We start from the raw sequence: 24,673 nt of genomic DNA on the forward strand, positions 1-24,673 counted from the left end.
TCATCCCCGGTGGGCGCCTGTCGCCCGCCCGGGCTCGCCTGTGGAACAATCCGCTTGTGAAGGATCGCGGAAATGAACATTGCAGATCTCATCGTTGAAGGCGTGGGAATCTCCCCCCTCGAGGGGGAGATGGCCGCGAAGCGGCCAGAGGGGGTCGGTTCGACTGGACTCGGCCTCCTGCCGCAGATGGAGGCCGGCGCTTCACGCGCGACAACCCCCTCTGTCGCCTTCGGCGACATCTCCCCCTCGAGGGGGGAGATTGCGGTCGTCGCCGAAACCGCCGCCGACGTCCCGGCGCGCGAGGCTTTGCTCGATCGCGCGGTGGGGCCGAAGCGCCGGAAGAAGTCGTCGGAAAAGCTGCGGCGCGGCCGCCGGCCTGCGGAGGGCCTGGCCTTTGTCGCGCGCGATGCGTCGGGCACTGTTGCCGGCACGGTGCGGCTGTGGGACGTGGTCCTGGGCGAGGGCGGCACGGCAGCGCTGCTGCTCGGCCCGCTTGCGGTCGACCCGGCGCTGAAAAATGCCGGCATCGGCTCGGCGCTGATGCGCCATGCGGTCACTGAGGCCGAGCGGCTTGGCCATGCGGCGATCCTGCTGGTCGGCGACGCGCCCTATTACGAGCGCTTCGGGTTTTCGGCCGCAAAGACCGGCTCGCTGGCCATGCCGGGGCCTTACGAGCGGCACCGCCTGCTGGCGCGGGAACTGGTTGTCGGCGCGCTCGACGGCGCGCAAGGCACGCTGAAGGCGGCCGGGCGCAAGCTGAAGGCGCAGCGGCTGCCGCTCGCTGCCTGATGGTTCGAAGCAAGCCGCCCGCCATCGTGCGGCGGCTTGTTTCACCTCAAGCGATCAGCCGATCAACTGGCTGAGCGCCATGGCGACGCTCATGTCGCCTTCGACCTTTATCTTGCCGGACATGAAGGCCATGGTCGGGTTGAGGTCGCCTGATATCAGCGAGTCCAGATCGTCGAGCGACAGCTTTATGGTGCAATCGGCCGGCGCATCGGTGGTCGAGACATCGGCGCCGTCGATGACGATGACGCCGTCGCTGCCGGTGTCGAATTTCACCGAGCGATCGAACCCGGCACTCGCCACGCGCGACCTGATCTTGTCGGCAATCTCCTGAACGCTCATGGCGGTTCTCCTCGTCTCGTTGCGTTTGTCGCGCCTTGGCGCGTCCACCTGGCCGAAGTCGCATGGCTGGTTTTACAGCCACGGTCGCTGGCGCATATAGCTTTGGGTTGACGTTTACGTCAACGCGGTTCCCCGAGCTGAGGATGGGCTTTATCGCCGCAGCATCACGCGGGCATGACACCTCGGCGGCCTGCATGTTGCCATGCGATGTTGCCGAGGGTATCAGGCACCCACGAATATCGGCGAGCCGCCCCGGTGCTTTCCAGAAACGAACCGCCCAGAAACGAACCGCAAGTCTATGCCCGCCGGTTGCGCGCGGTGCTGATCAGATCGATCCCGCTGCTCGAGGCGCGCGGTATTGCCGTCGTCATTCTGGCTGCCCTGGTCGGGGTGATGGCGGGTGCGCTGGTCACCGGCATGAGCGGACTGGTGCAGGTCCTGCATGGGCTTATGTTCGGCGTTCAGCCCGGCGGTCGGCTTTCGGCGATGTTTTCGCTGCAAAGGCCGGAGCAGGCGCTGATACCGGCGATCGGCGGCATCCTGCTCGGGCTGACGGTGATCTGGCTGAGAAAGCGGAAGTTCCGCACGCCGGTCGATCCGATCGAAGCCAACGCGCTTTATGGCGGCCGCATGTCGCTGACCGACACCTTCATCATCGCCGGGCAGACGATGATCTCGAGCGGCTTCGGCGCTTCGGTCGGGCTCGAGGCCGGCTATACGCAGGTGGGTTCGGGCCTGGCGTCGCGGCTGGCGCGCTTGTTCAGGCTGCGCCGCAACGATGTCCGCATCCTGGTCGGCTGCGGTGCCGCCGGCGCGATCGCCGCCGCCTTCGACGCGCCGCTGACCGGCGCCTTCTACGGTTTCGAGCTGGTCATCGGCATCTACTCGGTCGCCAATGTCGCGCCGGTAATGGCCGCCGCGATCTCGGCCTCGCTGACCGCAGAGGTGTTCGGCGGCGTGCCGTTTCCGCTGGAGCTCGCCGGTCTGCCGCAGCTCACCGTCAGCCAGTATTTGCCGTTCATGCTGCTCGGGCTTCTGGGCGGCGGTGCTTCCATCGCCATCATGCATCTGGTGAGCCTGATCGAGCGCCTCTTTGCCCGGCTGTCGATCGACGCCTCGCTGCGCCCCGCCATCGGCGGCGTGATGGTCGGGCTGCTGGGGCTGGTCACGCCGCAAGTCCTGTCCAGCGGCCATGGCGCGCTGCACCGCGAATTCGCGATGAATTACGGGCTGGCCGTGGTGGCCAGCGTCTTCGTGCTGAAGCTGGCGGCCTCGGCGATCTCGCTCGGCTCCGGCTTCCGCGGCGGCTTGTTCTTTGCCTCGCTGTTTCTCGGCGCGCTGCTCGGCAAGATGTTTGCCGGCGCGATGGCATTCGTCTCGCCGGCGACCGGCATCGACCCTGCCGTCGCCGCCGTCGTCGGCATGACCTCGCTCGCCGTCGGCGTCGTCGGCGGCCCGTTGACGATGACCTTCCTGGCGCTGGAATCGACCCGCGACCTGACGCTGACCGGCGTGGTGCTGGCTGCCTCGCTCATGGCGGCGATCCTGGTGCGCGAAACGTTCGGCTATTCCTTCTCGACATGGCGCTTTCACCTGCGCGGCGAAACGATCCGCAGCGCGCATGATGTCGGCTGGATGCGGAGCCTGACTGTCGGCTCGATGATGCGAAAGGATGTCCGCACCATCGACGCCTCGACGACGCTTGCGGAATTCCGCAAGCAGGTGCCGCTCGGTGCCTCGCAGCGCGTCATCGCGGTTGACGCCGACCTGCATTATGTCGGCGTGCTGATCGTCGCCGAATTGCACAGCCATTTGTCGGATGACGAGATGCCGGTGCTGTCCTTCGCCAAATTCAGGGATGCGGTGCTGGTGCCGAGCATGAACGTGCAATCGGCGGCCGAGACCTTCCAGCGCGCCGGCGCCGAGGAATTGGCGGTGGTCGAGGATTTCACCGATCGCAAGGTGGTCGGTCTGCTGACCGAAGGCCACCTGATGCGGCGCTATGCCGAAGAACTCGACAAGGCGCGGCGCGATCTGTCGGGCGAGGGGTAGCCGCGTCCTGTCCCGATTGCGATGCGACACACATGTCGGCTGCTGCGTAAGGAGGGCTCACGTCAACGGCCCGCTAATCGCCGGCTCCGAAATCCGATTGCGCGGACTGTCTTCTTCCTTGTGGAAGAGTGTCTTGAAGAAAAGAGCGTCGGGAACCGCCTTGATTAGTTTTGCGATCACGGCGGTCGCGAGCACGGCAAACGCCAGGCGACCGAGAAGCACGCTCGTAACATCAGCGCCAAGTGTGACAACGACCAACGTATCCTCAATGAGGCTGTGGGCAAAACCCATGAACACGCAGGCGAGGAATATCTGACGCGGCTCCGCGCTAGGCGTGCGCGCCTCGCGGATCAGCAGTCCTGCGCCATAGGAAATCCCGAGAAACAGGCCGACAGCGGCGAAAGGTACCGTCTGCTTTTCGATGCCGGCGAGCCGAAAGAGCGGGGCAAGCCCTCTGTTCATCCACTCCAAAATGCCCGACATCTTGAGAAGCTCGATCACCCAGCTCAGCGCAAGCAGAACAACGAGCATGATGCCCAGGGTTTTGAGCGTACCCAGGAGAAAGCCGCCCCAGTCGGTGCTTTCATTCGTCGGCATCCACGCCGGCTTCACCGGTCCTGACAGCCATCCGGTCGCGGCGAATATCTGATGCAGAAGGACAGCAGAGACCAAACCCCCGCCAATACGAAGCGCCGCGGTGACCAGGAAGCTCGGCCCGGCCCTCTGAATGATCCGTTGCTCGATCGGAATGGCATGTGCAAACAGCAAGAGAGCCGAAAGAACCGTCATGTCGGCAGTGCTGAGCGCCGAAACCGGAACCAAGGTGAATACGATCACAAGCGCGCCCCAGATCCCGACCAGCAATCCCGTCAGCCAGGCAAAGGCGAGTTCAGGTGGCAACCCCACCTGCAACATGAGCGGGGAGAAGAACGGAGAAATCGCCTGGATGACGCCAAGGTCCTGCAGCAGCCGCGTGGCAATCGCAACCGGAACGATCATGCGAACCAGTTCCCAATAGATTTCAAGCGTCTCCAATGTCTTGCGATAGAAGGCGGCGCAAATTGCCATCATGCTGCTCCATCATTCCTGGAGCCGTCTGAGTAGCGTGAGACGCTTCGCATTTGCGGTCAAAGTTTGCGATTCCGTGCAATAAAATTGCAACGCACCGACGATGAGCGCGACCGACATGGACAAGATCGACAGAAGGCTTCTCAACCTGCTCCAGGATGATGCCTCACGAACTAACGCCAAACTGGCGGGGTTAGTCGGGCTTTCCCCTTCGAGCTGCCTGCGCCGCATACGACGACTGAAGAAAAGCGGTGTCATCAGCCGCGTTGTCGCGCTTCTCGCACCGGCAAAGGCTGGCCGGGGCTTGAAGGCGATCGTCGCCGTCGAACTGGAGCGTCATGGTGAGCAGTATATGAGGGACTTTCTCGAGTTGGCCGCTCAGGAACCGGCCGTCACTCAGGCCTACAGTGTAAGCGGCGAAACCGACGCCGTCCTCATGCTCCGCCTGACGGATATGGAAGAGTTCGATGCGCTGTGCGAGCGACTGTTCCGAGACCGAAGTAACGTCGCGCGATACCACACGATGTTCGTGATCCGAACGGCCAAAGAAGTGACCGCAATTCCACTGTAGTGTTCGGGTTGCGATAGACCTGCCAGGCCGTGAATTCAGCGGCCCGGCGGAGAAACTCTACGAACATTTCTATATGCCGAAAGGGGGGTAGTGAAGGCAGCTTGGAGGCAACGCCTCGCGCACGCGAGGACAATCGCCAGCGCCGAATGTCGGAATTGGGGGCCAGCTCGACGCATTTCATGGCGCCTCCCTCACGCCCAGGCATGAAGCTGTCCTTGTTGACTCGAGGAGTATTTGCATGCGTGGTCATTGCTTATGTGGCGCTATTGCTTTTGAAGTCGATGGCCCGGCACAGGCCTGCGTGGTCTGTCATTGTGAAAGTTGTCGGCGGCAATGTTCTGCGCCGATGACCACTTATATTGGCGTCTTGAACGGCCAATGGCGATGGCTGGGCAACCTACCGAAGGTATTCAACTCTTCTCCCGGTGTGGAAAGAACATTTTGCGATCACTGTGGCACGCCGTTGTCCTTCCGCTCAAAAAACATGTCTGATGTCATGCATTTTTTTGCGGCAGCGATGGAGGAGCCAGAAAAATTTGCACCTACGCTGCATGTCGCTTTTGAGGAGAAGCTCCCTTGGTTGAAACTCGCCGACAACCTGCCGACTCGTTTTGGGCCTGACTATACGAAAGACTAGGATCTGCTCGCATCGAGACAAACGGTGGAAGCTGCGGACAGCATCCGGAAGCGAGATGATGCCTCCGTCCGTTCAAACGGCGGTCGAACATTATCGATCGCGGCTGCTCTCGACCTGCTTGAGCGGCAGCAGGTAGGCGATGATCTGCTGATCGCCGAGAGCTGGATCAAAGCCAATAATGTCGGAGGCGAAAAGGTCGTGGGCGGGGCGTCTCTCGAAGCCAAGGCTTTCATACAGCTTGTATGCAGACGTCATGGACGAGGCAGTGTGAAGCGCAAGGCCGCCTGAGCCCTGCAGACGCGCTTGCATGACGCACCATTCGCAAAGCGCGCGGCCATATCCGCGGCCCTGTGCCGAGGGAACAACCGCGAGAGTCCTGAGGCCTGCCAGCCCGGGCGGCCAGCCCATCCCGTCAAAGGCGGCATCGGCGTAGTAGGTGACCGTCCCGACGAGGCGTCCCTCGGCTTCGAGCACCGCGACGCTGGCTTTCGCCCATCGCCCCGCGACATCCCGCGCATCCTTGACGTAGGGCTCGAAGATGTGCGGTGCCAGAACGGGCCGTAACGATGCGAAAGCCTCTGAGACGAGCAACCCAATTCCATCCAGTTCCTGACGGCTTGCCAGGCGGACGCGTGGCTTGGATGCGATCTGCATGCATGTCCTCACTGCTCCAGTAATTCGACCGTATGTAGGGCTCCCTCCGGCTGGCTGGACTTCGCCCGGCTTCGGCCGTCGGCCGTATCCCGCAGCGCGATTCACCCGGAGAGGTTCGCCTGCCACAATAATGACCGGCACCAAGATTCCAATGGACCTGAGCCGTCGAGCCGCGACGGCGAGTTAATCGGCGGAGCACCTCAAACTTTCGGTAACAGTTTGCTCATGCTTATGCGCTCCTCGACCTCGTATCCGCACTTTCGGTAGAACCCAAGAACCGTCGAATTGGAAGCGACAATTTGGAGGTTGATCTTTATGCAACCAAGGCCGGCGAGCCGCCTTTCGGCCTCATGGATGAGGGCCTCGCCGATCGCATTTTGGCGATGGGACTGCAAGGTAGCGATGCGCGATATCCACCCTCGATGGCCGTCATACCCGGCCATGATCGATCCGACGACCTGATCGGCCTCTATCGCCACCAAAAGCAGGTTCGGCTGATGCCTCAGCTTCTCGCGAAGCGGGAGCGATCGTAGTTGCGCGACATCTCGAGCCCAGACTATCCGGCTCTATAGTGGAGCGTTACGGCGACCCAGCAGCAGAGCGATGCCCAACGCCGGAAGCGTCGCCGTCGCGACGGCGAAGAAGACGAATTGCAGCCCGGCCGACCCAGCGACCAAGCCGAGCGCCGGACTGCCGAAGCCGAGCGCCACGTCGAGGAAGACGGTGTAGAGTCCCATGGCCAGGCCGCGGCTGCGTGGTGGAAGATGGCTTACGGCCTCGGCACCGAAACCGGGATAGACCAGCGAGTAGCCGAGGCCAGTCAGGCCCGCTCCGATGGCGGCGAGAACGGGCCCGGGCGCAAGCCAGATCAGCATCAGCCCTGCCGCCTCGACCGCCACGAAGATCACGGCGACGCGCGCGCCCCTAACCTGTCAGGCAGGTGGCCGAAGCACAGCCTTGCCGCGATCAGCGACGCGGCATAAGTGGTGAAGGGAAGCCAGACCGGCTGCCAGCCGCGTTCGGCAAAGAGCAGCGCGCCAAAGGACAGGATTGCGCCATAGCCAAGGCTGCTGAAAGCAGCTCCGACGCCGGGAAGCCAGACCGCTTGCGCCACGCTCGTCCATGACTGTCGCGCGGCGCTCGCGGCGAGGCTGGTGCCACGCATAGGCAGGATGGCAAGCAGCGTCGCAAGTGGCAGGCCGACCGTCGCGAGTGCGATCGCGGCGAAGCCGCTCGCCGTGTAAAGCGCAGATCCGATCGGCGCGCCTAGCGCGAGTGCTGCGAACATCGCCGTGCCCACCCAGGCTATGACCTTTCCGGAGTTCTGTCCGCCCGCAAGGGAGAGGCCCCAGGCGACGCCGCCTGTGATGATGAAGCTCTCAGACGCGCCCAGTACCGCCCGGCCGGCGAAGAGCGCCGATGCGGACGCTGCCGGCCGGTCGAGCAATGCCAGCGAGCCGAGGTAAATGAACCCCGCCAGGGCAGCGGCAATGAGGCCGACGACGACGGCCCGCTTGCCGCCGCGCCCATCGGCATAATTTCCGGCTCCAATGCGCGACAGCATCGAGGCGACGAACTGGCTGCCCGTCACCAGCCCGACTGCGAAGGGGCCGAAGCCGAGTTGCTGGTGAAGATGCAGCGGCAGGACGGGTAGCGCCAAGCCGATCAGGAGGAAGCCGGCGAAGACAGCCGCCATGATTGGCACCAGTTCCGCCATCGCGCCATTTCGGTCCGAAGTCCGCGCCATTGTGGCCACCGATAACACGTTGACAGCCGGGCTGTTCCGATCAGTAACGTTCGTAGGTCACGCGCCAGCCTTCGGCCGGATTGTCCGGCGTCAGGACCAGTTTGTTGTCCGAGACTTCGAATTTGCGTTTCATGCTCTTCCCGACAAGGTTGCGGACCAGGGAGGACTCGATCGTGATGACGAAGGTCTTGTCCTGGTCGTTGATGGCGACCGGCCCGTAATAGGCTTCGTAGCCATTCGCCGTGTAAGGCGTGTCCGGCGCCTTAGCGTCGGGGTTCTGGGCCTGCACCGAGAGGGTGCGGGCCTCGGTGAAGATGACCTGGCCGGAATATGGCACGGGCTTGAGGTTTCCCTCGGCACCGGCCTCGAGCGACCTCATGCGCCATGCGCCGATGATCGGGGACTCTTGGGAGAAAGCCGGCGTGGCGACCGAAAGCGCAAGCGCAAGGGCAGCGATCTTCAATCTCATCGTCATATGTCGTTGTTCTTTTTCTCGTTTGTGGGTGCGGACAGGCCGTCCGCCCAATCTTCGCTTACACCGAAAGCATGACCTTGATGGCGCGCCGCTCGTCCATGGCGCGGTAGCCTTCAGCGACCTCGGCCAACGGCAGCTTGAGGTCGAAGACCTTGCCGGGCTTGATCCTGCCCTTGAGCACACGGTCCATGAGGTCGGGCAGGAAGCGGCGCACCGGCGCGGGGCCGCCCAGCATGCGCTTCTGGCCGAAGAAGAGATTCTGGCCATCGAAGCTCACGCCATGCGGTACGCCGACATAGCCGATGGTGCCGCCGGGGCGAGAGCAGGCCAGCGCCTGGTCGAAGGATTCCGCCGTGCCAACGCATTCCAGCACCGAGTCCGCGCCGACGTCCTTAGTGAGCCCTTTGATCCGGGCCACACCTTCCTCGCCGCGCTCAGCGACGATGTCGGTCGCGCCGAATTCGCGGGCGAGTTTTTGGCGGCTGGCGTGCCGGCTCATGGCGATGATGCGCTCGGCGCCCATCTCCTTGGCCGCAAGCACGCCCATCAGGCCGACCGCACCGTCGCCGACCACCACCACCGTCGATCCTTCTCGGACCTCGGCTGCGTCGGCCGCATACCAGCCGGTGCCGAGCACATCGGACACAGCCAGCAGGTCAGGGATGAGTTCGGCCGGCGGCACCTCGGCGGTGGCGACCAGTGTGCCATCCGCCAACGGCACGCGGGCGTAAGGCGCCTGCGCGCCCGACATGAACTCGCGCTGCACACAGGACGACTGGAAGCCGAAGCGGCAATGCGGGCAGGTATTGTCGGAGAGGCAGAACGAGCCGACGACGAACTGGCCGGGACGGACCGTGCGCACCTCTGCGCCGACCTCGACGACGATGCCACAATATTCGTGGCCCATATGCATCGGGCCGTTGACCGGCTGCAGCCCGCGATAGGGCCACAGGTCCGAGCCGCAGATGCAGCTCGCCGAGAGCTTGATGATAGCATCCGTCGGGCGAAGGATCATTGGGTCTTCGACTTCCTCGCAGCGGATGTCGCCGGGCTTATGAAGAACGGTTGCGAGCATTTTGCTTTCCTTTCGTTCAATCGATGTCAGGCGCCGTAGTCGGCGTCGATGACGTGTTCCAGCCAGTCCACCACCTTGCCGTCTTTGACCTCCTGGAGGGCAATGTGGATCATGGCCGTCTCGGGTGAGGCACCGTGCCAATGCTTCTCGCCGGGTGCGAACCAGACAACGTCACCGAGACGGATCTCCTCGACCGGCCCGCCCTCGCTCTGAACGAGGCCGAGGCCGGAGACGACGATCAACGTCTGTCCAAGCGGATGCGTGTGCCAGGCGGTGCGGGCGCCCGGCTCGAACGTCACCTGCGCGCCCTGCACGCGCGCGGCGTCGAACGGGTTGAACAGCGGATCGATCCGGACCGTGCCGGTGAACCAGTCGGAAGGCCCGTTGCCAGACGACCTGGTGCCTGCGCGAAGAATATCCATGGTGATCTCCTGTCAGATGCGTTCGATGCGAAGCGGGAACTTGCCGCTTACGTGTAGGGCCTCTTCGCCCGCGTCGAAGCGGCCGAGCCTGATCAGCCCGGGATGGCGGTAGTCGGCGTAGAACATGGCCAGATTGCCCCAGGGCATGAAGTAGCAAAGGTCGTATGGCCGCTCGTTGCCGAACGGGCCGCTGCCCTCCTCCGTCAGCTTGCGCGGCAGATAGGCAATCTTCTCGTTATGCGCGTAGTCGTCGATGGTGAGATCGAGCGGCAGCATGGTGAAGAAGTCGCGCGCCGACGGATTGTCGTAGAGCGTGGCGGTCATGGTCCGGCCATTGAAAATCATCTTGATCTTCATGTCGGTGGGCTCCTGGCTGCCTGGGTCGCTGCCCTGCTGGCTGCGGGCGGCCCGCGGCAGGACCGTTGCCGCGAGCGCGCCGCCGAGCAACGCGCGGCGGCTGAGGTCCGGACGGTCGATCGTCATGGCTGCGACCTCCGGGCCATATGCGATGCGGCAAAAGCGGCGAGCGCCGATCCGCAGAGCAGCACCGCGCCGAAAGTGAACGCTCCCCACCAGCCGACCGTATCGAAGAGCGTGCCGCCGATGGCGGCGCCGCCTGTAATGGCGAGCTGGATGACGGCCACCTGCAGCCCGCCGCCGGCCTCTGCGTCGTCCGGCAACGTGCGGCAGAGCCACGTGCCCCAGCCAACGGGCGCGGCCGTGCCGAAGAAGCCCCAGGCAACGAGCAGCGGCGCTGTAGGAATCGGCAGCGTACCGAAGGCGATGAGCGCTACGGCCAACGCGGCCATGACCAGCGGGATGACGATGAGGATGCTAAACAGGCGCGTGCGCAAAAGCCGGCCTATGCAGAGGGTGCCGAGCACCCCGGCCAGCCCCATCGCCAGCAGGATCGCCGAAAGCGCGGCGATGTCGAGCCTAGTGACGCTCTCGAGGAAGGGCCGCAGATAGGTAAAGAGCGCAAACTGGCCCATGAACAGCATCATGATCGACGCCATGCCGATGGCGACAGGAAAACGGCCGAGGAGCGCCAGCGGATTGCCTGGACGCTTCCTCCGGCGCGGGGGCAGCGCCGGCAGGCTTGTCCACTGCCAGACCAGCGCCAGGACCCCAAGCGGCACGACGAGGAAGAAAGCGCCGCGCCAGCCGACATAGGCGCCAAGAAAGCTGCCCAGCGGCGCGGCGATGGTGGCCGCAATGGCATTGCCAGCGTTAAGCATGGCGAGACCCTTCGGAACCATGTCTTGCGGCACGAGGCGCATGACGATCGCGGTCGACATCGACCAGAACCCGCCGATCGCAATGCCGAGCAGCGCCCGGCCGACCATGAGGAACGCGTAGTTCGGCGCGAAGGTGACAGCGAGCCCGGACACGATCAGGAGAAGGGTGAAGCCGGTCACGACCAGTCGGCGGTCTGTCCGGCGCGTGAGGCCGGTGACCAGCAGGCTGGTCAAGACGGCGAAAGCGCCCGAAATCGAGATCGCCTGTCCCGTGCGGCCCTCGGTGATGCCGAGATCGGCCGCTAGCGGCGACAGCAGGCTGACCGGCATGAATTCCGACGCGATGAGCACGGAAACACACAGCGCCATCGACAGCACCGCGCCCCATGCGGCGCGGTCTTCGACAAGCCTTGTGTCGTAGGTCGTTTCCATAATTGGCATCCTTGCAAGGCGACGGGGTGGATCAGCCGCCCATCCCCGTCACCATGCTGGAAGATATTGCAGAGGAACCCATTCTGTTAGACTGAGTAATTCGCATGGACTTATCTGCTTATGATATAAATGTCAGACGGGAGGTGCCCTATGCAGCGCGATGGGATGAAGGATCTGCTCTGGTTCGTGGCGGTCACCCGGGAGCGCAGCTTCACCAAGGCGGCGGCCAAGCTCGGAACCTCGCAGTCGACTCTGAGCTCGACAATCAAGGAGCTTGAAGCTCGTCTTGGCGTCCGCCTGCTGACGCGTACGACCCGGAGCGTCGCTCCGACCGAGGCCGGCGAGCGACTTTTCCAATCTCTTGTTCCCCGCTTCGAGGAAATCGAAGCCGACCTTGCAAGTCTGGTGGCCTTTCGCGACAAGCCCTCCGGAACGGTCCGCATCACGCTGTCCGACCATGCGCTCCAGACGACCGTCTGGCCGAAGTTGCAGCCCTTGCTCAGCGACTATCCTGACGTGTGCGTCGAGCTCTACAGCGACAACGGCATGAAGAACATTGTGGAGGAGCGCTTCGACGCAGGCGTGCGGCTTGGTGAGAGCATCGACAGGGATATGATTGCAGTGCGCATCGGGCCGGATTGGAGGCTCGTGGCCGTGGCTTCGCCGGAGTACTTTTCCCGCCATCCGGTTCCGACCGCACCGCAGGATCTGGTCGATCATGACTGCATTAATATGCGGCAGGCGACGTTCGGCGGATTATATGCCTGGGAATTCGCCAGGGATGGCCGCGACCTTCGTGTGCGGGTGGAAGGCCAACTCACCTTCAATTCGTCCATTCCCATGATCGAGGCTGCGATAAGCGGTTTCGGAATCGCCTATGTCCCGGAAAACCTCGTCAGCCACCACATCGCCAAGGGATGCCTTAGGCTCGTGCTTGACGACTGGAGTCCGCCATTTGCGGGCTATCACCTCTACTACCCGAGCAGGCGACAGCTCTCGCCTGCGATGGCGGTGATCATTGAGGCGCTCCGCCATCGCATCTGACTCCCAAGACTGTGCCTATGAATCATGAAGCTGACATTGGTAAATGGTAGGTTCTGACCCAAGCCATTTGACTTCTACGCTGCGGGCGGCTGCTTTCGCCTCAAAGCAGACGTGTAGCTCGCTCGCCTCTATGTCTGTGATTGACACAGAAGCAGTCATCGAAAAGGAGCCAAACTCGCAGGCTGAACTGGCCAAGAATTCTCGTGGATAGCCGAGGTTTTTCTCGAGCCTAGGCCATGTCTTGGTCGTCAATGGGTAGGACAGGGTTGTTCAGTTATCCCCCGGCAAGACGCGGCAGCAGGAAAATCTCCGCCCCTTCCGGCAGCTCCTTCGACCAGGTGTCGCGATAGATCGTCCCGTCGATGGCGACGGCGATGCCGCGATCGATGTATGGCTCGAGGCCGGGATACTGTTCAGCCAGCTTCCTGAACAGCTCCCGAATGTCCTTGGCCTCGATCTCGACCTTGCTCTTGCCTCCGGCGATCGCGCCGAGCGATCCCCAGAGCGTTACTTCGACCACATCAGCCTTCCCGTTCTGCCTCGAGCGCCGCCAGGATGCGCGGCGGCGACATCGGGATGTGCGTCATCCGCACGCCCGCGGCGTTCGACACCGCATTGGCGATCGCCGCCAGCGGCGGCACGATAGAGGTCTCGCCGACGCCGCGCACCCCGTAAGGATGGTTGGGATTGGGGATTTCGAGGATCTGTGTGTCGATCATCGGCAGGTCCGAGCAGACCGGGATGCGGTAATCGAGGAAGCCAGGGTTCTGCAGCCGCCCGTCCTTGCCGTAGATATACTCCTCGTTGAGCGCCCAGCCGATGCCTTGTGCGGCACCCCCCTGGTATTGCCCCTCGACATAGGTCGGATGCACCGCCTTGCCGGCGTCCTGAACGACGGTGTAGCGCAGCACCCTGGTCGAGCCTGTCTCGGGATCCACCTCGATATCGCAGATATGGGTGGCGAAGGAGACGCCGGCGCCGTCGGCGACGAGCTCACTGTGGCCTGCGATCGGTCCCCCCGTCTTCCCTGACGCGGCTGCGATCTCCTTCAGCGACAATGCTGCAAGGTTGTCGTATTTCTCGCCCTTGGCAATCGCGTGACCTTTTTCCCAGACCACGTCGTCGACGGGAATGTCCCACATCTGTGCGGCGCGTTCCCGCAACACCTTGATAGCGTTGCGAGCGGCGGAGATCGTCGCCATCGAAGACGAGAAGGTGCCGCGGCTGCCGTCCGTCATATCGTTATAGCCGAGGCTGGAGGTATCGGCGACCACCGCCTTGATTTGCTCATAGGGGATACCGAGCTCCTCCGCCGCCACCAGCGACAGCGACGCGCGGGAACCACCCACATCGACAGTGCCGACGGCAAGCGAGACCGAGCCGTCCATGCCGATGTTGAGGTCGGTGCAGGTCTGGCCACCGAAATTGAACCAGAAGCCGCAGGCCATTCCGCGGCCCTGATTCTTGCCGAGCGGCGCCTTCATATGCGGGTGGTTCTTCACCGCCTCCAGCGTCGGCCCGATGCCGATCGGGCCGTATACCGGTCCATAGGACGATCTGGTGCCTTCCTGCGCCGCGTTCCTGATCCGGAACTCGACGGGGTCCATGCCGATCTCCTTGGCCAGCTCGTCGACCGCACTTTCCACCGCAAACGCCGCCATCGGAGCCGACGGCGCGCGATAGGCCGCGGTCTTGGGCCGGTTGACAAGCACTTCGTAGCCGACCGTCCTGACGTTCTCGAGCTTGTAGCAGGCAAAGGCCGTCATGGCGCCGATCTCGGCCCACGTGCCGGCATAGGGGCCGCAGCTATAGCGCAGCGTCGCCTCGGCCGCCGTGATCGTGCCGTCCTTGCGGGCGCCGATCCGAACATCGATCGAGGTGGCGCTGGTCGGGCCGGAGGCGCGGAACACCTCGTCGCGCGTCATGACCAGCTTGACCGGCCGCCCGGCCTTGCGTGACAGCGCCAGTGCCACCGGCTCGGCCCAGACATGGGTCTTGCCGCCGAAACCGCCGCCGATCTCCGAGGAGGTGACGCGCAGCTTCGAGGCTTCCATGCCAAGCAGCTGGGCGCAGTGTTGGCGGTAGACAAAATGGCCTTGCGTACAGACCCAGAGGTCGGCGGTGCCGTCGGAGCTGACATTGGCCACGCAGGCATGCGGCTCGATATAGCCCTGGTGCGTCTGCTCGGTCTTGAAGGAGCGTTCGACGACGAAATCGGCCTGGCCGAAACCTTCATGGATGTCGCCATGGCCGTACTGGGTGCGCTTGGTGACGTTTGAAGGCTTGACGGGCTTTTGCTCGAGGCCCTCGGTGAAGATGGCGTCGTTGATCAGGGGTGCGGAGTGCTTCATCGCCTCGTCGACGTCGGTGACATGCGGCAGCACCTCGTAGTCGACCTCGATCAGCTTCAGTGCCTGCCTCGCCGTGCGGGCATCGACCGCAGCCACCGCGGCCACGGCATGGCCATCATAGAGCGCTTTCTTGCGCGCCATGCAGTTGTCGAGGATGTCGTACATGGCGGCATCGCCGTCGGTGAGGTCGGGCAGGTCGGCCGCGGTGATCACGGCCTTGACGCCGGCGAGCTTCTCCGCCTTCGACGTGTCGATCTTCCTGATCGTGGCATGTGCATGGGGGCTTCTGAGAACGCGCCCGACCAGTTGCCCGGCCATGTTGAAGTCGGCGCCATAGCGTGCGCGGCCCGTCACCTTGTCGACGCCGTCGGGACGGATGGGACGCGTGCCGACAGAGGTGAAATTGCGTCCGGAGTAACGCGGATCGAAATTCATCGTCATGCTCCCTTCATCACGCTGGCGGCGTCCTGAACGGCACGCACGATCTTGTCATAGCCGGTGCAGCGGCAGAGGTTCCCGGCGAGGCCGAAGCGGATCTCCTCCTCGGTCGGATCGGGATTCTTGGCCAAAAGGTCCTTGGCAGCCATGAGGAAGCCCGGCGTGCAGACGCCGCATTGGAGTGCGGCGTGTTCCAGAAATTTCTGCTGCAGCGGATGCAGCCTGTCGCCATGCGCCATGCCCTCGATGGTCTCGACGTGCCGACCCTCGGCCTCCGCGCCGAGCACCAGGCACGAGCACACCAGCCGATCGTCGAGGATGATGCTGCAGGCCCCGCAGTCGCCGGTGCCGCAGCCTTCCTTGGCGCCCGTCAGCCCCAGGCGATCGCGCAGGACATCAAGCAGCGTCTCGTCCGGCTGGCAAAGGAACTCGACATTGTCGCCGTTGATTGTCGTTGATACTGCCACACCAGCCATCATTTGCCTCCTGCGCGTGCATAGGCGGTCGTGGCGGCCCGCTTGGCCAGCACACCCGCGACTTTCCGTCTGAATTCGATAGTGCCGCGCTTGTCGTCGATCGGGCGGCAGGCGCCCGAGCAGACCTTGGCGAGCCTCTCCAGCGTGGCTTCGTCTAGCTTGGAGCCGATGAGAACCTCGGCGGCCTCCTCGACCAGAATCACCGTCGGCGCCACGGCGCCCAACGCCAGACGGGCGGATTTGACGCGACCTTGCTCATCGAGCGTCAAGTTCACGCCGGCGCTTACCACCGCGATGTCCATCTCTGTGCGCGGAATGAAACGCAGATAGGCATCGCCCGAACGCGGCAGACGGCTGTCGAGCAGGATTGCTTCGATGATCTCGCCCTTGGCCAGCGACGTCTTGCCCGGCCCAGTCGGCACCGCTTCCACGGCAATCGTGCGCCTGGTTCCCGGGCCGACGACCACAGCCTTGGCGCCAGCGGCCACCAGCGCCGGCACGCTGTCGGCGGCCGGCGAGGCGTTGCACAGATTGCCGACGATGGTGCAGCGTCCCTGCACCTGCTTCGAGCCGATCAGCTTGGCCGCTTCGACGACGCCGGGCCATGCCTTCTGCAGGGCCGTGTTCTCGCCCAGCAATGCGCAGGGGACCGCCGCGCCGATGCTGAAGCCCTCGGCTGTTTCCCTGACCTCGCCAAGCCCGTCGATCGCCTTGATGTCGACGATCAGGTCGGGTTCGATAAAGCCGCCTTTCATTCGCACCAAGAGGTCGCTGCCTCCGGCGAGGATGGCGGCCGTGCCGGCTGAACCGGCCAACAGGCCGGCGGCGTCTTCAATTGAAAGCGGACGTATGTAACGCATCGTCTCCCCTTAGTGGTCATAGTCACACCAACTGATATAACCGTCTCTCCACAATGGCCATCCTGTTCGTGCATTCGCGGATTGGGCCAGGCGCCGCAATTTCATTTGCTCGTCCAATTGGACGCGCCGCCAGCCACTAATGCTCGATCGGTCCCTTCGGCATGACCAGCGCGGTGCCGGCTGTCGTCGGGCGCTCGATCATGCGACGGACGCGAGCGCAGTCCAGCACCGCGCCGACCCATCCGTAAGTCATCCGTAAGTGCGCTCCCTCTATGTCCTGTTTCGAACCAGGCGACATGTCTGCGCCGTACAGAGAGGGAAACGAACATGAGCACGCTCCTTGCACCAATTGTGATTGGCCCCGTATCGGTCTTGAGTACCTCGGTCCGTATCGATGGGCCGCTTCCCGGCTCGAGCATTTCCCTCCTGGTAAATGGCGTACCCGTCCCTGCGGTAAATGCCGGCGCCACAACCAGTACCTTTGTGCCGGTCGCCGCAGGCTCCCTCAACGTGGGGGATGCATTGACCGCACGTTGGACGCTCGGCGCCGAAACCAGTGATCCAAGCCCGGTCCCGATCGTCGTGCTCGGGTATCCCTCGACGCTAAGCGCATTGGTGTATTTGAGTCAGGTGCACGAGTGCGTCGACTGGGTGCTGATAGGCGCAGCCTATCCTGGCGCCACGGTCGAGATTTTCAACGGCGGCGCATTGATTGGCAGCGATACTGCACGCGGAAATGTCGTACCAGTGCGCATTCGCGGGGCGATCCAGGCCAACGATGTGCTTAGCGCAGTGCAGTCCGTTCAGACGCCTGCCGGACAGGTGAAGAGCAGTCAGACCCCGAGCTTGCCCGCCGAACAGACGCCGTATCGGGAAAATACCATGCCGGCACCAGCAGTCGGCCCGGTTCCTGGGTGCGCGCAAGCAGTACCCGTCAGGGGGTTGGCTCAAGGCGCCACCACGAAGGTCCACTTCAATGGCGACGTGCTGGAATATCCTTTCGTCGGTGCCAACCTCCTGGCGCTGCTTGGCCGTGCCGCGCACAATCCGGATGTCTTCAGCGCCACGCAGCACTTCGAGCGCTGCAATGCATCAAGTCCGTCATCTGCCCCTCCGGTGATCGTCGACGAAACCTTGCCGGTTAGAAAGCCCGTAATCGACGCCTCACAGTACTCCTGCCCGGCAGCCCGTGCTTTGCCTATCTCCAATCTCGAGCCCGGCGCGACATTGACGATCCAACTTGTCGATCCGACTTCGGGTGCAGCTACCGTGCTCGGGAGAATCGGAGTCGGCGAGGATGTGAGTTCCGGCCAATACTGGATTCCCGACGTGTCGGCCCTGATCCCGGCCTCGCCACCGTTTCCATCGCTCGTCGTCATCCAGGAGCTATGCGGCAAGACAGCCACATCGGATAAGTTGCTAGTGGTAGGGTCTTACCAGGGCAGCGTATTTCCGCCGACCGTCATGGAGCCTGCATTTGAATGTGCAAGCGGCGCTTTCGTCAACAGCGTCGACAACGCGGTCGTACGTTTGTACTCGGATGCGCCAGATTCTCCTGTAATCAGCAAGCCCGTATTCAGTTTTGGCGGCCTCGTCTGGGTCGAGACATTTCGGCCGTTGCGCGCCGGCGAGCACATTCACGCCGAGCTGGAGCTTACTTGTCAGCCCCTCGCACTTCGGGTCGGGGGCCCGATCAAAGTGTCCGACCTGACCCCACTCAAGACCCCGGATATTCAACAGCCCGTCCGGGTCTTCCAGCGGTTAATTTACGTATCAGGCGTGATTCCCGGGGCGCGCGTGCATGTATTCGTGAACGGGAAGTGGCGCGCCAGCGATACGCCACTTGGTTGGACGACGCTCTTCTTCGGGATTTACGTGGGCAAGCTCAAGGTAGAAGACCAAATTACGGTGATGCAGACATTGTGCACGAAGATGTCTCCGCTCACCAGAGTTCCCGTCAATGTCACCCTCGGGGAAATGCTGCTCTCCGCGGCTCCCCCGTCCCTGATAGCGGGCCAGCCGGCGACGATAACCATCAAAGCAGTCGACGCCGATAACAAGTCCCAATCGGTTGGAGGGACCATATCGCAAGGGGGCGCGGTGGTCGGGGCCACCAACACAGCGTTCACGCTATCTCCGCCGACCGGCCAAGCATCGGTCAGCTTGCAAGTTGCAGCCGTTGGCTACAAGACCGAGACCATCAGTATTCCCCTTACTGCGGCGCCGGTCGTCAAGCCGGCGATGCTGACGATAGCAACGGGTCTCTGGTTCAACGCCACTAAGAAAGAAATCACTGAAATCACCTGGCACCTGCAGGGGCCATCCGGCAGCTTTTCAAAGACCGAAAAGCCGAACGCAGAGCCGGCGTTGGTTCAGTTCGCGTTGCCCAAGCCGGCCGGCGGCGGGTTCACGCCGTTCACTCTCAGCTGCGAGGTCACATTCCAGTTCCAGGATTTCAATTTCATCTCAGGCGTATCTGGGACGAGGTCGAGTGACTTTATCGAGGGAGGCCTCATAAAGCCGTCTCCATCAACCGTCGAGATGTATTGGAGCGGTACCGACCTGACGATCAACTTCCTGGTAAAGTGGATACAGCAGGGCGATTATTTCGTCATAGAGCTCATGTAGTCGAATCGCCAGCGGAAGGGCGTCAGGGTGGCTGGAGCGGTTCATCGTTTCACGGAAACGGCGAACCGCTCTGTCTCTTCCGGACGGAAAACCGTTTCACACTTTTCCTGGAATTGCGCTGGAGCGGGATGCGTTCAAATTGAACGGTGCATCCCGCTTTATCTATTTGTTTTAACCGCATTTCTGCGACGTCAAGTGATTCCCTTGGCTGCAAAATGCTTTAATGCTCGATCGGTCCCTTCGGCATGACCAGCGCCGTGCCTGCTGTCGTCGGGCGCTCGATCATGCGACGGACGCGAGGTGGCTCGTTGCCGCTGTGCAGCGCCCTTATGCGCTCGCCGATGACCGCGTCGGCGTAGGTGGCGCGCCGATTGTGGCGGATATATTCGACCCAGGTCGGCGTGTGGTAGTGCTCGATCCATATCGAGGGATTTTCGAGATCGCGCGCCAATGTCCAGTTGCGGGCGCCGTCACGGCGGCGAACGCGGCCGCGCTCGGCCATGGTGGCGAGGAATTCCGGTACGTCCTCGTTGCGGATGACATATTCGATCATGATGGCGATGGGACCGCTGCGCGGCTTGAGATCAAGCGCCAGATGCGGCTCCTGAAAACGGTTGAGCGGGTCGAGGTTGAGCACCGCCTGCTGCGGCAGCGGCAGCAGCAGGCCGATGGCGCCTCCCGCCAGCATGGCGACACTGGCCGCCATCAGGGCGACTTCGGCGCCATGCGCGTCGGCGACGACGCCCCAGACCCAGCTGCCGAGCGCGATGCCGCCGAAGGTCGCGGTCTGGTAGACCGAAAGCACGCGGCCGACCACCCAGCGCGGCGTCGACATCTGGACGGTGACGTTGAAGTGCGAAAGCGCGGTCACCCAGCAGGCGCCGCCGAGCAGCAGGCCGAGCGACGTCTGCCAGGCATGATTGCTGACGGCGGCGTTGAAGGCGCAGACGGCGAAGCCGGCGAATGCCATGCGCACCATGGTTTCGCTGGACAGCAGCTGCCGCAGCCTGACGCTGGTCAGCGCGCCGCCGACGGCGCCGATGCCGAAGGCGCCGAGCATGATGCCGTAGCTCAAGGCATCACCCTTGACGACGTCGCGCGCGACCAGCGGCAGCAGCGCCAGGACCGCGCCGGCGCTGAAGCCGAAAGCCGAGCTCCTGACCAGCACCTTGCCGATGTTAGGCGACATGGCGACGTAGCGCAGGCCGGCGCCCATTGCGGCGCCCAGCGTCTCGCGCGGCAAGGTCGATGCCGGCAGTTCCGGCTTCCAGCGGGCCAGCACGACGATGAGGCCGACATAGCTCAGCGTGTTGACGGCGAAGGCCGCGGCAGCGCCTGCCGCGGCAACGATGATGCCACCGATCGCCGGGCCGACGCTGCGCGTCAGGTTGAAGCCCATCGAGTTGAGCGCAATCGCCGCCGGCACCTTGGTGCGAGGCACCATGTCGCCGACCGAAGCCTGCCAGGACGGGCTGTTGAGCGCGGTGCCGCTGTCGATCAGGAAGGTGAAGGCGAGCAGCGTCCACGGCGTCATCAGGTCGAGATAGGTGAAGACGGTCAGAAGAGCCGAGACGACGAGCATGAAGATCTGCGCATCAGCATGATTTTGCGCCGGTTGAAGCTGTCGGCGATAGCGCCGGCCAGCAGCGCAAACAGCATGATCGGCAAGGTGGTCGAGGCCTGCACCAATGCCACCTGGTAGGACGAGGTGGCGATCGTCGTCATCATCCAGGCGGCGCCAACGCCCTGGATGAGGCCGCCGAAATTGGAGACGAGGCTGGCGGACCACACCGCCCGGAAGATGCCGTGCCGGAACGGCGCCAGCGCCGAGGCGCTTTCGCTTTCCGGTGTGTCGTCGTTCATAAATGCTTTCCCGGACTCAAATGCGTTTGTTCTTCCGATCAATCGGCCCCGCAAGCCGTGGGTTCAAAAAATAGAACATCATTTCGCAAAGGGCGAACGCATTCTGGAAAACATCATGGTCCAACAACAAGATAGCGATCGCGGAGCCGGCCAGCGCACGCCACTGCGTGCGCCGATTCAGATGCTAGCATGAAGGTAATTCGGCCCTTCAGGCTCCACAGTTCGGACTTGATCAAACTGCGGTCCGTACGTAGGAAAATTGCCAGAAGGAAATTACCGAGGGACTGAAATGAAAGCGCGAGCTCTCAAGGTGATGTCGATTGCCATTCTCATAGTGGCTATACCTCACGTATTTTTTAGACCGCTTGCGAGCATGAGCGGCCTGGCTTTAATACAGATATTTACATGTGCTATTTTGTACACATATCTTATGTTGAACATACTTGGTGACAAATTGTACGAAAAGAACGTAGTATTGTATATTATCGCTTGTCTAATAACTACATTTTACCCATATGAGAACGTATTTTTGATAGCCGGCAGCATATACGGATTTATTGTCCTATTTATTTTTCCTATATCTCTCCTTTTTATACTGAGATCCGTCCGAATCGAACTACGATGATGGTGCACTTTTTGCTGCCCAACCGACAGGCTCTGCGTTCGGATTGATCGCATGCCTCGCCTTGCCCGCATTGTCGTTCGCCGTCTGCCGCACCACGTCACGCAACGGGGTTACGGGCGCACCAAGGTGTTTTCGCGTACGAAGACTACGCACTCTGCAAGAGCCTGCTGGTGGAGCATTGCCCACTAGCCGATCTGATTCCGGAATAGTTGCGGACCATCAAGCTTTGGTGATTGCCGCGCCCCCCAAGGAACGGCTGATTCGGCTACAATCCAACTGCAGACGAATCTGACATCAACGCGATTTGACGGAAACGAATTCAATGAATTGGCGGTGAGCGATGGGCTTTACGGCCGCGAAACCGGGTCGGATCGCAACTGTGCCGTATCGGCGGCTCGCCGATTGCGATAAGCTCCCGGTGCCGGGACGGATGGGCGTCCGCCCCGGTTTGGGGTGACGCCGGTTGCTTGCCACTGCGCGGCAGAGCGCGGATTTCGCGAGACTGGTTTCGGGGGATGGGGGAAATAATGAGCGATTCATTTCAGGAAGTGACGTCCGTCTCGTGGTTCGGGCGGATCAAACGCGCGGTCGGCGGGGTCGTCTTCGGGCTGCTCCTGATCGTGCTGATGGTGATCGGCCTGTTCTGGAACGAGGGCCGGGCCGTGCAGACGGCGCGCTCGCTGGCCGAGGGATGGGGCGCGGTGGTCTCGGTCGGCGCCGACAGCGTCGATGCCGCCAACGACGGCAAGCTCGTCCATGTCACCGGGGCGGTGACGGCGAGCAGCGGCCTTGCCGATCCGGACTTCGGCATTTCGGCGCAGGGGTTGCGGCTGTCGCGCGGCGCCGAGATGTACCAGTGGAAAGAAGAGGAGAAATCCGAGACGACGAAGAAGCTGGGCGGCGGCGAGGAGACGGTGACGACCTACAGCTATTCGAAGGTTTGGGACGACAGCCAGATCAACTCGTCGGAGTTCAAGAAGCCGGACGGCCACGAGAATCCGCCGATGGAGATACACAGCAAGCAATTCCAGATTCCGGACGGCAAGCTCGGTGCTTTCACGCTCGACCGGCCCGTGCTGGACCTGATCGGCGGCGACAAGACGTTCTCACTGTCTGCCGATCAGTCGGCCGCCATAGACGCCGCCTATGCCGGCACCAAGCGGGTCAACATCGTCGACGGAAAAATCTATCTCGGTTTCAACACCACGTCGCCGGCGCTGGGCGACTACCGCATCGGCTACGAACTGGCGCCGCTCGGCGTGGTCAGCGTCGTCGCGCGCCAGACGGGGGGCGGCTTCGAGCCCTACCAGACAATCGCCGGCGACCAGTTGCTGATGGTCGACACCGGCAATGTGCCGGCGGAAAAGATGTTCGCCGAAGCGGTCAGCGCGAACACGCTGATCACCTGGCTGCTGCGCGCCGCCGGCGTGCTGCTCCTGGCCATCGGCTTTGCCCTGCTGCTCGGGCCGATCGGCGTCATCCTCGATGTCATTCCTTTGCTCGGCAGCATGGCGCGGATGGGTACCGGCATCATCGCGTTCTTCCTGGCGATCCTGGTCGGGGCGACGACGATGGCCATCGCCTGGTTCTGGTACCGGCCGGTGCTGGCGGCGGGCATCCTGGCAGCGGGCGTCATCGCAGCGGCGGCGGTCTATTACCTCGGCCGCTCGCGCAGGCCGGCTCCGCCGGTTGCGGCGCCGAGCGCGGCCACATGATTTGCAGGCGCTGGCGTTTCTAGCGGTTCATCGTTTCACGGAAACGACGAACCGCTCTATCTCTTTGTTTTTGCGTAATTCCGGACGGAAGACCGTTTCACACTTTTCCTGGAATTGCTTCTAGCGGTCCTCAAAGCCGGTGAGCACGCCGACGGCGTTGATGCCGATCTCCTCGACGGCGTAGCCGCCTTCCATGACGAACAGCGTCGGCAGGCCGAGCCTGGCGATGCGGCGGCCGATCCTGGGATAGTCGGGGGTCTTCAGCTTGAACTGGCTGATCGGGTCCTTCTCGAAAGTGTCGACGCCGAGTGAAACCACGACGACGTCAGGAGCGTAAGCCGAAAGCCTCGTGCAAGCGTCCTCGAGTGAGGCGTTCCACACGTTCCAGCCGGTGCCGAAGGGCATCGGGTAATTGTCGTTGAAGCCCTCGCCGTCGCCCTCGCCGCGCTCGTCGGCATGGCCGAGGAAGAAGGGATATTCCGTCATCGGATCGCCATGCAGGTTCAGCACCTGAACGTCGCCGCGGCGGTAGAAGATCTCCTGGGTGCCGTTGCCGTGGTGATAGTCGACGTCGAGGATCGAAACGCGCCCGGCGCCATGGTCGCGGAACCATTGCGCGGCGACGGCGGCGTTGTTGATGAAGCAATAGCCGCCCATGAAGGCCGCCCCTGCATGGTGCCCCGGCGGGCGGCACAGCGCGAAGGCGGAAGGCTCACCGGCCTTGACCAGCGCGGCGGCGGTCAGCGCGACGTCATAGGACGACTTGATCGCATCCCATGTGCCTTTGACGAACGTCGCGCCACCGTCGAAGGAGTAGAAGCCGAGCAGCGCATCGATGCCTTTCGGGCGCACGTCGCCGCGCAGTCCGCGCGTCGGCCAGGTGAAGGGAATGGCCGAACCGCTGCGGCCCGATGCTTCCCAGAGCGGCCACACGGTCGGCAGGAAATCGATGTAGTCGCTGGCATGCACCTTCCTGGCGGCGGCGAGGTCGTGGCTTTCCGGCGGCAGGATCGGACCGAGCTTCTCGCTCTCCACCCGCGCCCTGATGAACTCGGCGCGCGAAGGCTTTTCAAAAGCCGGCACGATGGCGCCGGCGATCAATTCGACATTGCCGGCATGACCGGCATGGAAAGGCGAAAAAACAGTCTTCATGAAATTGTTCCGTGGTGAGACG

23 protein-coding genes and 1 pseudogene are annotated in these 24,673 nt (G+C 62.9%); 7 read left to right on the top strand and 17 right to left on the bottom strand.

Annotated elements, in window-relative coordinates; all coding sequences use genetic code 11:
- The first annotated feature begins 186 nt into the window (after positions 1-186).
- Positions 187-789: a GNAT family N-acetyltransferase gene (locus NKI67_RS01265; protein ID WP_352644253.1), complete on the top strand. Its 603-nt coding sequence runs from the start codon at positions 187-189 to the stop codon at positions 787-789.
- Positions 790-843: 54 nt separating this feature from the next.
- Here the strand turns inward: NKI67_RS01265 and NKI67_RS01270 are convergent, their stop codons facing one another.
- Positions 844-1,128: an SCP2 sterol-binding domain-containing protein gene (locus NKI67_RS01270; RefSeq protein ID WP_352524570.1), complete on the bottom strand. Its 285-nt coding sequence runs from the start codon at positions 1,126-1,128 to the stop codon at positions 844-846.
- 318 nt (positions 1,129-1,446) lie between these two features.
- On the opposite strand from NKI67_RS01270, the gene NKI67_RS01275 reads away from it, so the two are divergent.
- On the top strand, positions 1,447-3,180 hold the full coding sequence (locus NKI67_RS01275; protein WP_502896705.1) for a chloride channel protein: 1,734 nt from the start codon (positions 1,447-1,449) through the stop codon (positions 3,178-3,180).
- A 57-nt stretch (positions 3,181-3,237) separates the two neighbouring features.
- Here NKI67_RS01275 and NKI67_RS01280 read toward each other — a convergent pair whose 3' ends face one another.
- Positions 3,238-4,248, bottom strand: coding sequence for a nucleoside recognition domain-containing protein (locus tag NKI67_RS01280; protein WP_352644136.1), 1,011 nt, complete (start codon positions 4,246-4,248; stop codon positions 3,238-3,240).
- Positions 4,249-4,366: 118 nt separating this feature from the next.
- Between NKI67_RS01280 and NKI67_RS01285 the strand changes: the two genes are divergently transcribed.
- Positions 4,367-4,819 (top strand): Lrp/AsnC family transcriptional regulator, encoded by a 453-nt coding sequence (locus NKI67_RS01285; RefSeq protein ID WP_023675430.1) that lies wholly within the window; start codon positions 4,367-4,369, stop codon positions 4,817-4,819.
- Positions 4,820-5,057: 238 nt separating this feature from the next.
- Entirely contained in the window at positions 5,058-5,456 is a 399-nt protein-coding gene (locus NKI67_RS01290) for a GFA family protein (RefSeq protein WP_352644137.1), read from the top strand.
- A gap of 90 nt (positions 5,457-5,546) precedes the next feature.
- Here NKI67_RS01290 and NKI67_RS01295 read toward each other — a convergent pair whose 3' ends face one another.
- The 9 genes from NKI67_RS01295 to NKI67_RS01335 all read right to left on the bottom strand — a co-directional run bounded on the left by NKI67_RS01295 (position 5,547) and on the right by NKI67_RS01335 (position 11,499).
- Positions 5,547-6,110, bottom strand: a complete 564-nt coding sequence (locus tag NKI67_RS01295) for a GNAT family N-acetyltransferase (RefSeq protein ID WP_352568107.1) — start codon at positions 6,108-6,110, stop codon at positions 5,547-5,549.
- A gap of 200 nt (positions 6,111-6,310) precedes the next feature.
- The gene (locus tag NKI67_RS01300; protein ID WP_352644255.1) at positions 6,311-6,670 is read right to left on the bottom strand and encodes a GNAT family N-acetyltransferase; all 360 of its coding nucleotides are present in this window, start codon (positions 6,668-6,670) and stop codon (positions 6,311-6,313) included.
- A gap of 6 nt (positions 6,671-6,676) precedes the next feature.
- The gene (locus NKI67_RS01305) at positions 6,677-7,018 is read right to left on the bottom strand and encodes a hypothetical protein (protein WP_352644138.1); all 342 of its coding nucleotides are present in this window, start codon (positions 7,016-7,018) and stop codon (positions 6,677-6,679) included.
- The gene (locus NKI67_RS01310) at positions 7,015-7,857 is read right to left on the bottom strand and encodes an MFS transporter (RefSeq protein WP_352644139.1); all 843 of its coding nucleotides are present in this window, start codon (positions 7,855-7,857) and stop codon (positions 7,015-7,017) included. Before NKI67_RS01310 ends, NKI67_RS01305 begins: the two co-directional genes overlap by 4 nt.
- Before the next feature lie 40 nt (positions 7,858-7,897).
- Entirely contained in the window at positions 7,898-8,326 is a 429-nt protein-coding gene (locus NKI67_RS01315) for a lipocalin-like domain-containing protein (RefSeq protein ID WP_352644140.1), read from the bottom strand.
- Positions 8,327-8,390: 64 nt separating this feature from the next.
- Complete coding sequence (locus NKI67_RS01320; protein WP_352568103.1) at positions 8,391-9,407, bottom strand: zinc-dependent alcohol dehydrogenase family protein; 1,017 nt, start codon at positions 9,405-9,407, stop codon at positions 8,391-8,393.
- A 26-nt stretch (positions 9,408-9,433) separates the two neighbouring features.
- A complete protein-coding gene (locus NKI67_RS01325; RefSeq protein ID WP_352644141.1) occupies positions 9,434-9,829 on the bottom strand; it encodes a (R)-mandelonitrile lyase in 396 nt (131 codons plus the stop codon).
- A gap of 12 nt (positions 9,830-9,841) precedes the next feature.
- Entirely contained in the window at positions 9,842-10,312 is a 471-nt protein-coding gene (locus NKI67_RS01330) for a cyclophilin-like fold protein (RefSeq protein ID WP_023675438.1), read from the bottom strand.
- Positions 10,309-11,499 carry an MFS transporter gene (locus NKI67_RS01335; RefSeq protein ID WP_352644142.1) on the bottom strand — a complete coding sequence of 397 codons (1,191 nt, stop codon included), beginning with the start codon at positions 11,497-11,499 and terminating at the stop codon, positions 10,309-10,311. Before NKI67_RS01335 ends, NKI67_RS01330 begins: the two co-directional genes overlap by 4 nt.
- 150 nt (positions 11,500-11,649) lie before the next feature.
- Between NKI67_RS01335 and NKI67_RS01340 the strand changes: the two genes are divergently transcribed.
- Positions 11,650-12,543 carry a LysR family transcriptional regulator gene (locus tag NKI67_RS01340; RefSeq protein ID WP_352568101.1) on the top strand — a complete coding sequence of 298 codons (894 nt, stop codon included), beginning with the start codon at positions 11,650-11,652 and terminating at the stop codon, positions 12,541-12,543.
- A 274-nt stretch (positions 12,544-12,817) separates the two neighbouring features.
- Here the strand turns inward: NKI67_RS01340 and NKI67_RS01345 are convergent, their stop codons facing one another.
- From NKI67_RS01345 to NKI67_RS01360, 4 genes are read right to left on the bottom strand one after another with little or no spacing between them, the layout of a single operon-like run.
- Positions 12,818-13,063 carry a MoaD/ThiS family protein gene (locus tag NKI67_RS01345; RefSeq protein WP_023675441.1) on the bottom strand — a complete coding sequence of 82 codons (246 nt, stop codon included), beginning with the start codon at positions 13,061-13,063 and terminating at the stop codon, positions 12,818-12,820.
- Position 13,064: 1 nt separating this feature from the next.
- Positions 13,065-15,329 carry a xanthine dehydrogenase family protein molybdopterin-binding subunit gene (locus NKI67_RS01350; protein WP_352644143.1) on the bottom strand — a complete coding sequence of 755 codons (2,265 nt, stop codon included), beginning with the start codon at positions 15,327-15,329 and terminating at the stop codon, positions 13,065-13,067.
- Positions 15,330-15,331: 2 nt separating this feature from the next.
- Entirely contained in the window at positions 15,332-15,808 is a 477-nt protein-coding gene (locus NKI67_RS01355) for a (2Fe-2S)-binding protein (protein WP_023675443.1), read from the bottom strand.
- Positions 15,808-16,668: an FAD binding domain-containing protein gene (locus NKI67_RS01360; protein ID WP_352577776.1), complete on the bottom strand. Its 861-nt coding sequence runs from the start codon at positions 16,666-16,668 to the stop codon at positions 15,808-15,810. The genes NKI67_RS01355 and NKI67_RS01360 overlap by 1 nt, the downstream gene beginning before the upstream one ends.
- A 327-nt stretch (positions 16,669-16,995) precedes the next feature.
- On the opposite strand from NKI67_RS01360, the gene NKI67_RS01365 reads away from it, so the two are divergent.
- Positions 16,996-19,296, top strand: a complete 2,301-nt coding sequence (locus tag NKI67_RS01365) for a hypothetical protein (protein ID WP_023675446.1) — start codon at positions 16,996-16,998, stop codon at positions 19,294-19,296.
- A 220-nt stretch (positions 19,297-19,516) separates the two neighbouring features.
- Here the strand turns inward: NKI67_RS01365 and NKI67_RS01370 are convergent.
- Positions 19,517-21,159: pseudogene (locus NKI67_RS01370) on the bottom strand (MFS transporter).
- Positions 21,160-22,311: 1,152 nt separating this feature from the next.
- Here NKI67_RS01370 and NKI67_RS01375 point away from each other — a divergent pair.
- On the top strand, positions 22,312-23,499 hold the full coding sequence (locus tag NKI67_RS01375) for a TMEM43 family protein (RefSeq protein ID WP_352644144.1): 1,188 nt from the start codon (positions 22,312-22,314) through the stop codon (positions 23,497-23,499).
- Positions 23,500-23,619: 120 nt separating this feature from the next.
- On the opposite strand, the gene NKI67_RS01380 is transcribed toward NKI67_RS01375, so the two are convergent.
- On the bottom strand, positions 23,620-24,651 hold the full coding sequence (locus tag NKI67_RS01380) for a histone deacetylase family protein (protein WP_352644145.1): 1,032 nt from the start codon (positions 24,649-24,651) through the stop codon (positions 23,620-23,622).
- Positions 24,652-24,673 lie beyond the last annotated feature (22 nt).

It is taken from the genome of Mesorhizobium sp. M0408, from assembly GCF_040321495.1.
GTDB lineage: Bacteria > Pseudomonadota > Alphaproteobacteria > Rhizobiales > Rhizobiaceae > Mesorhizobium.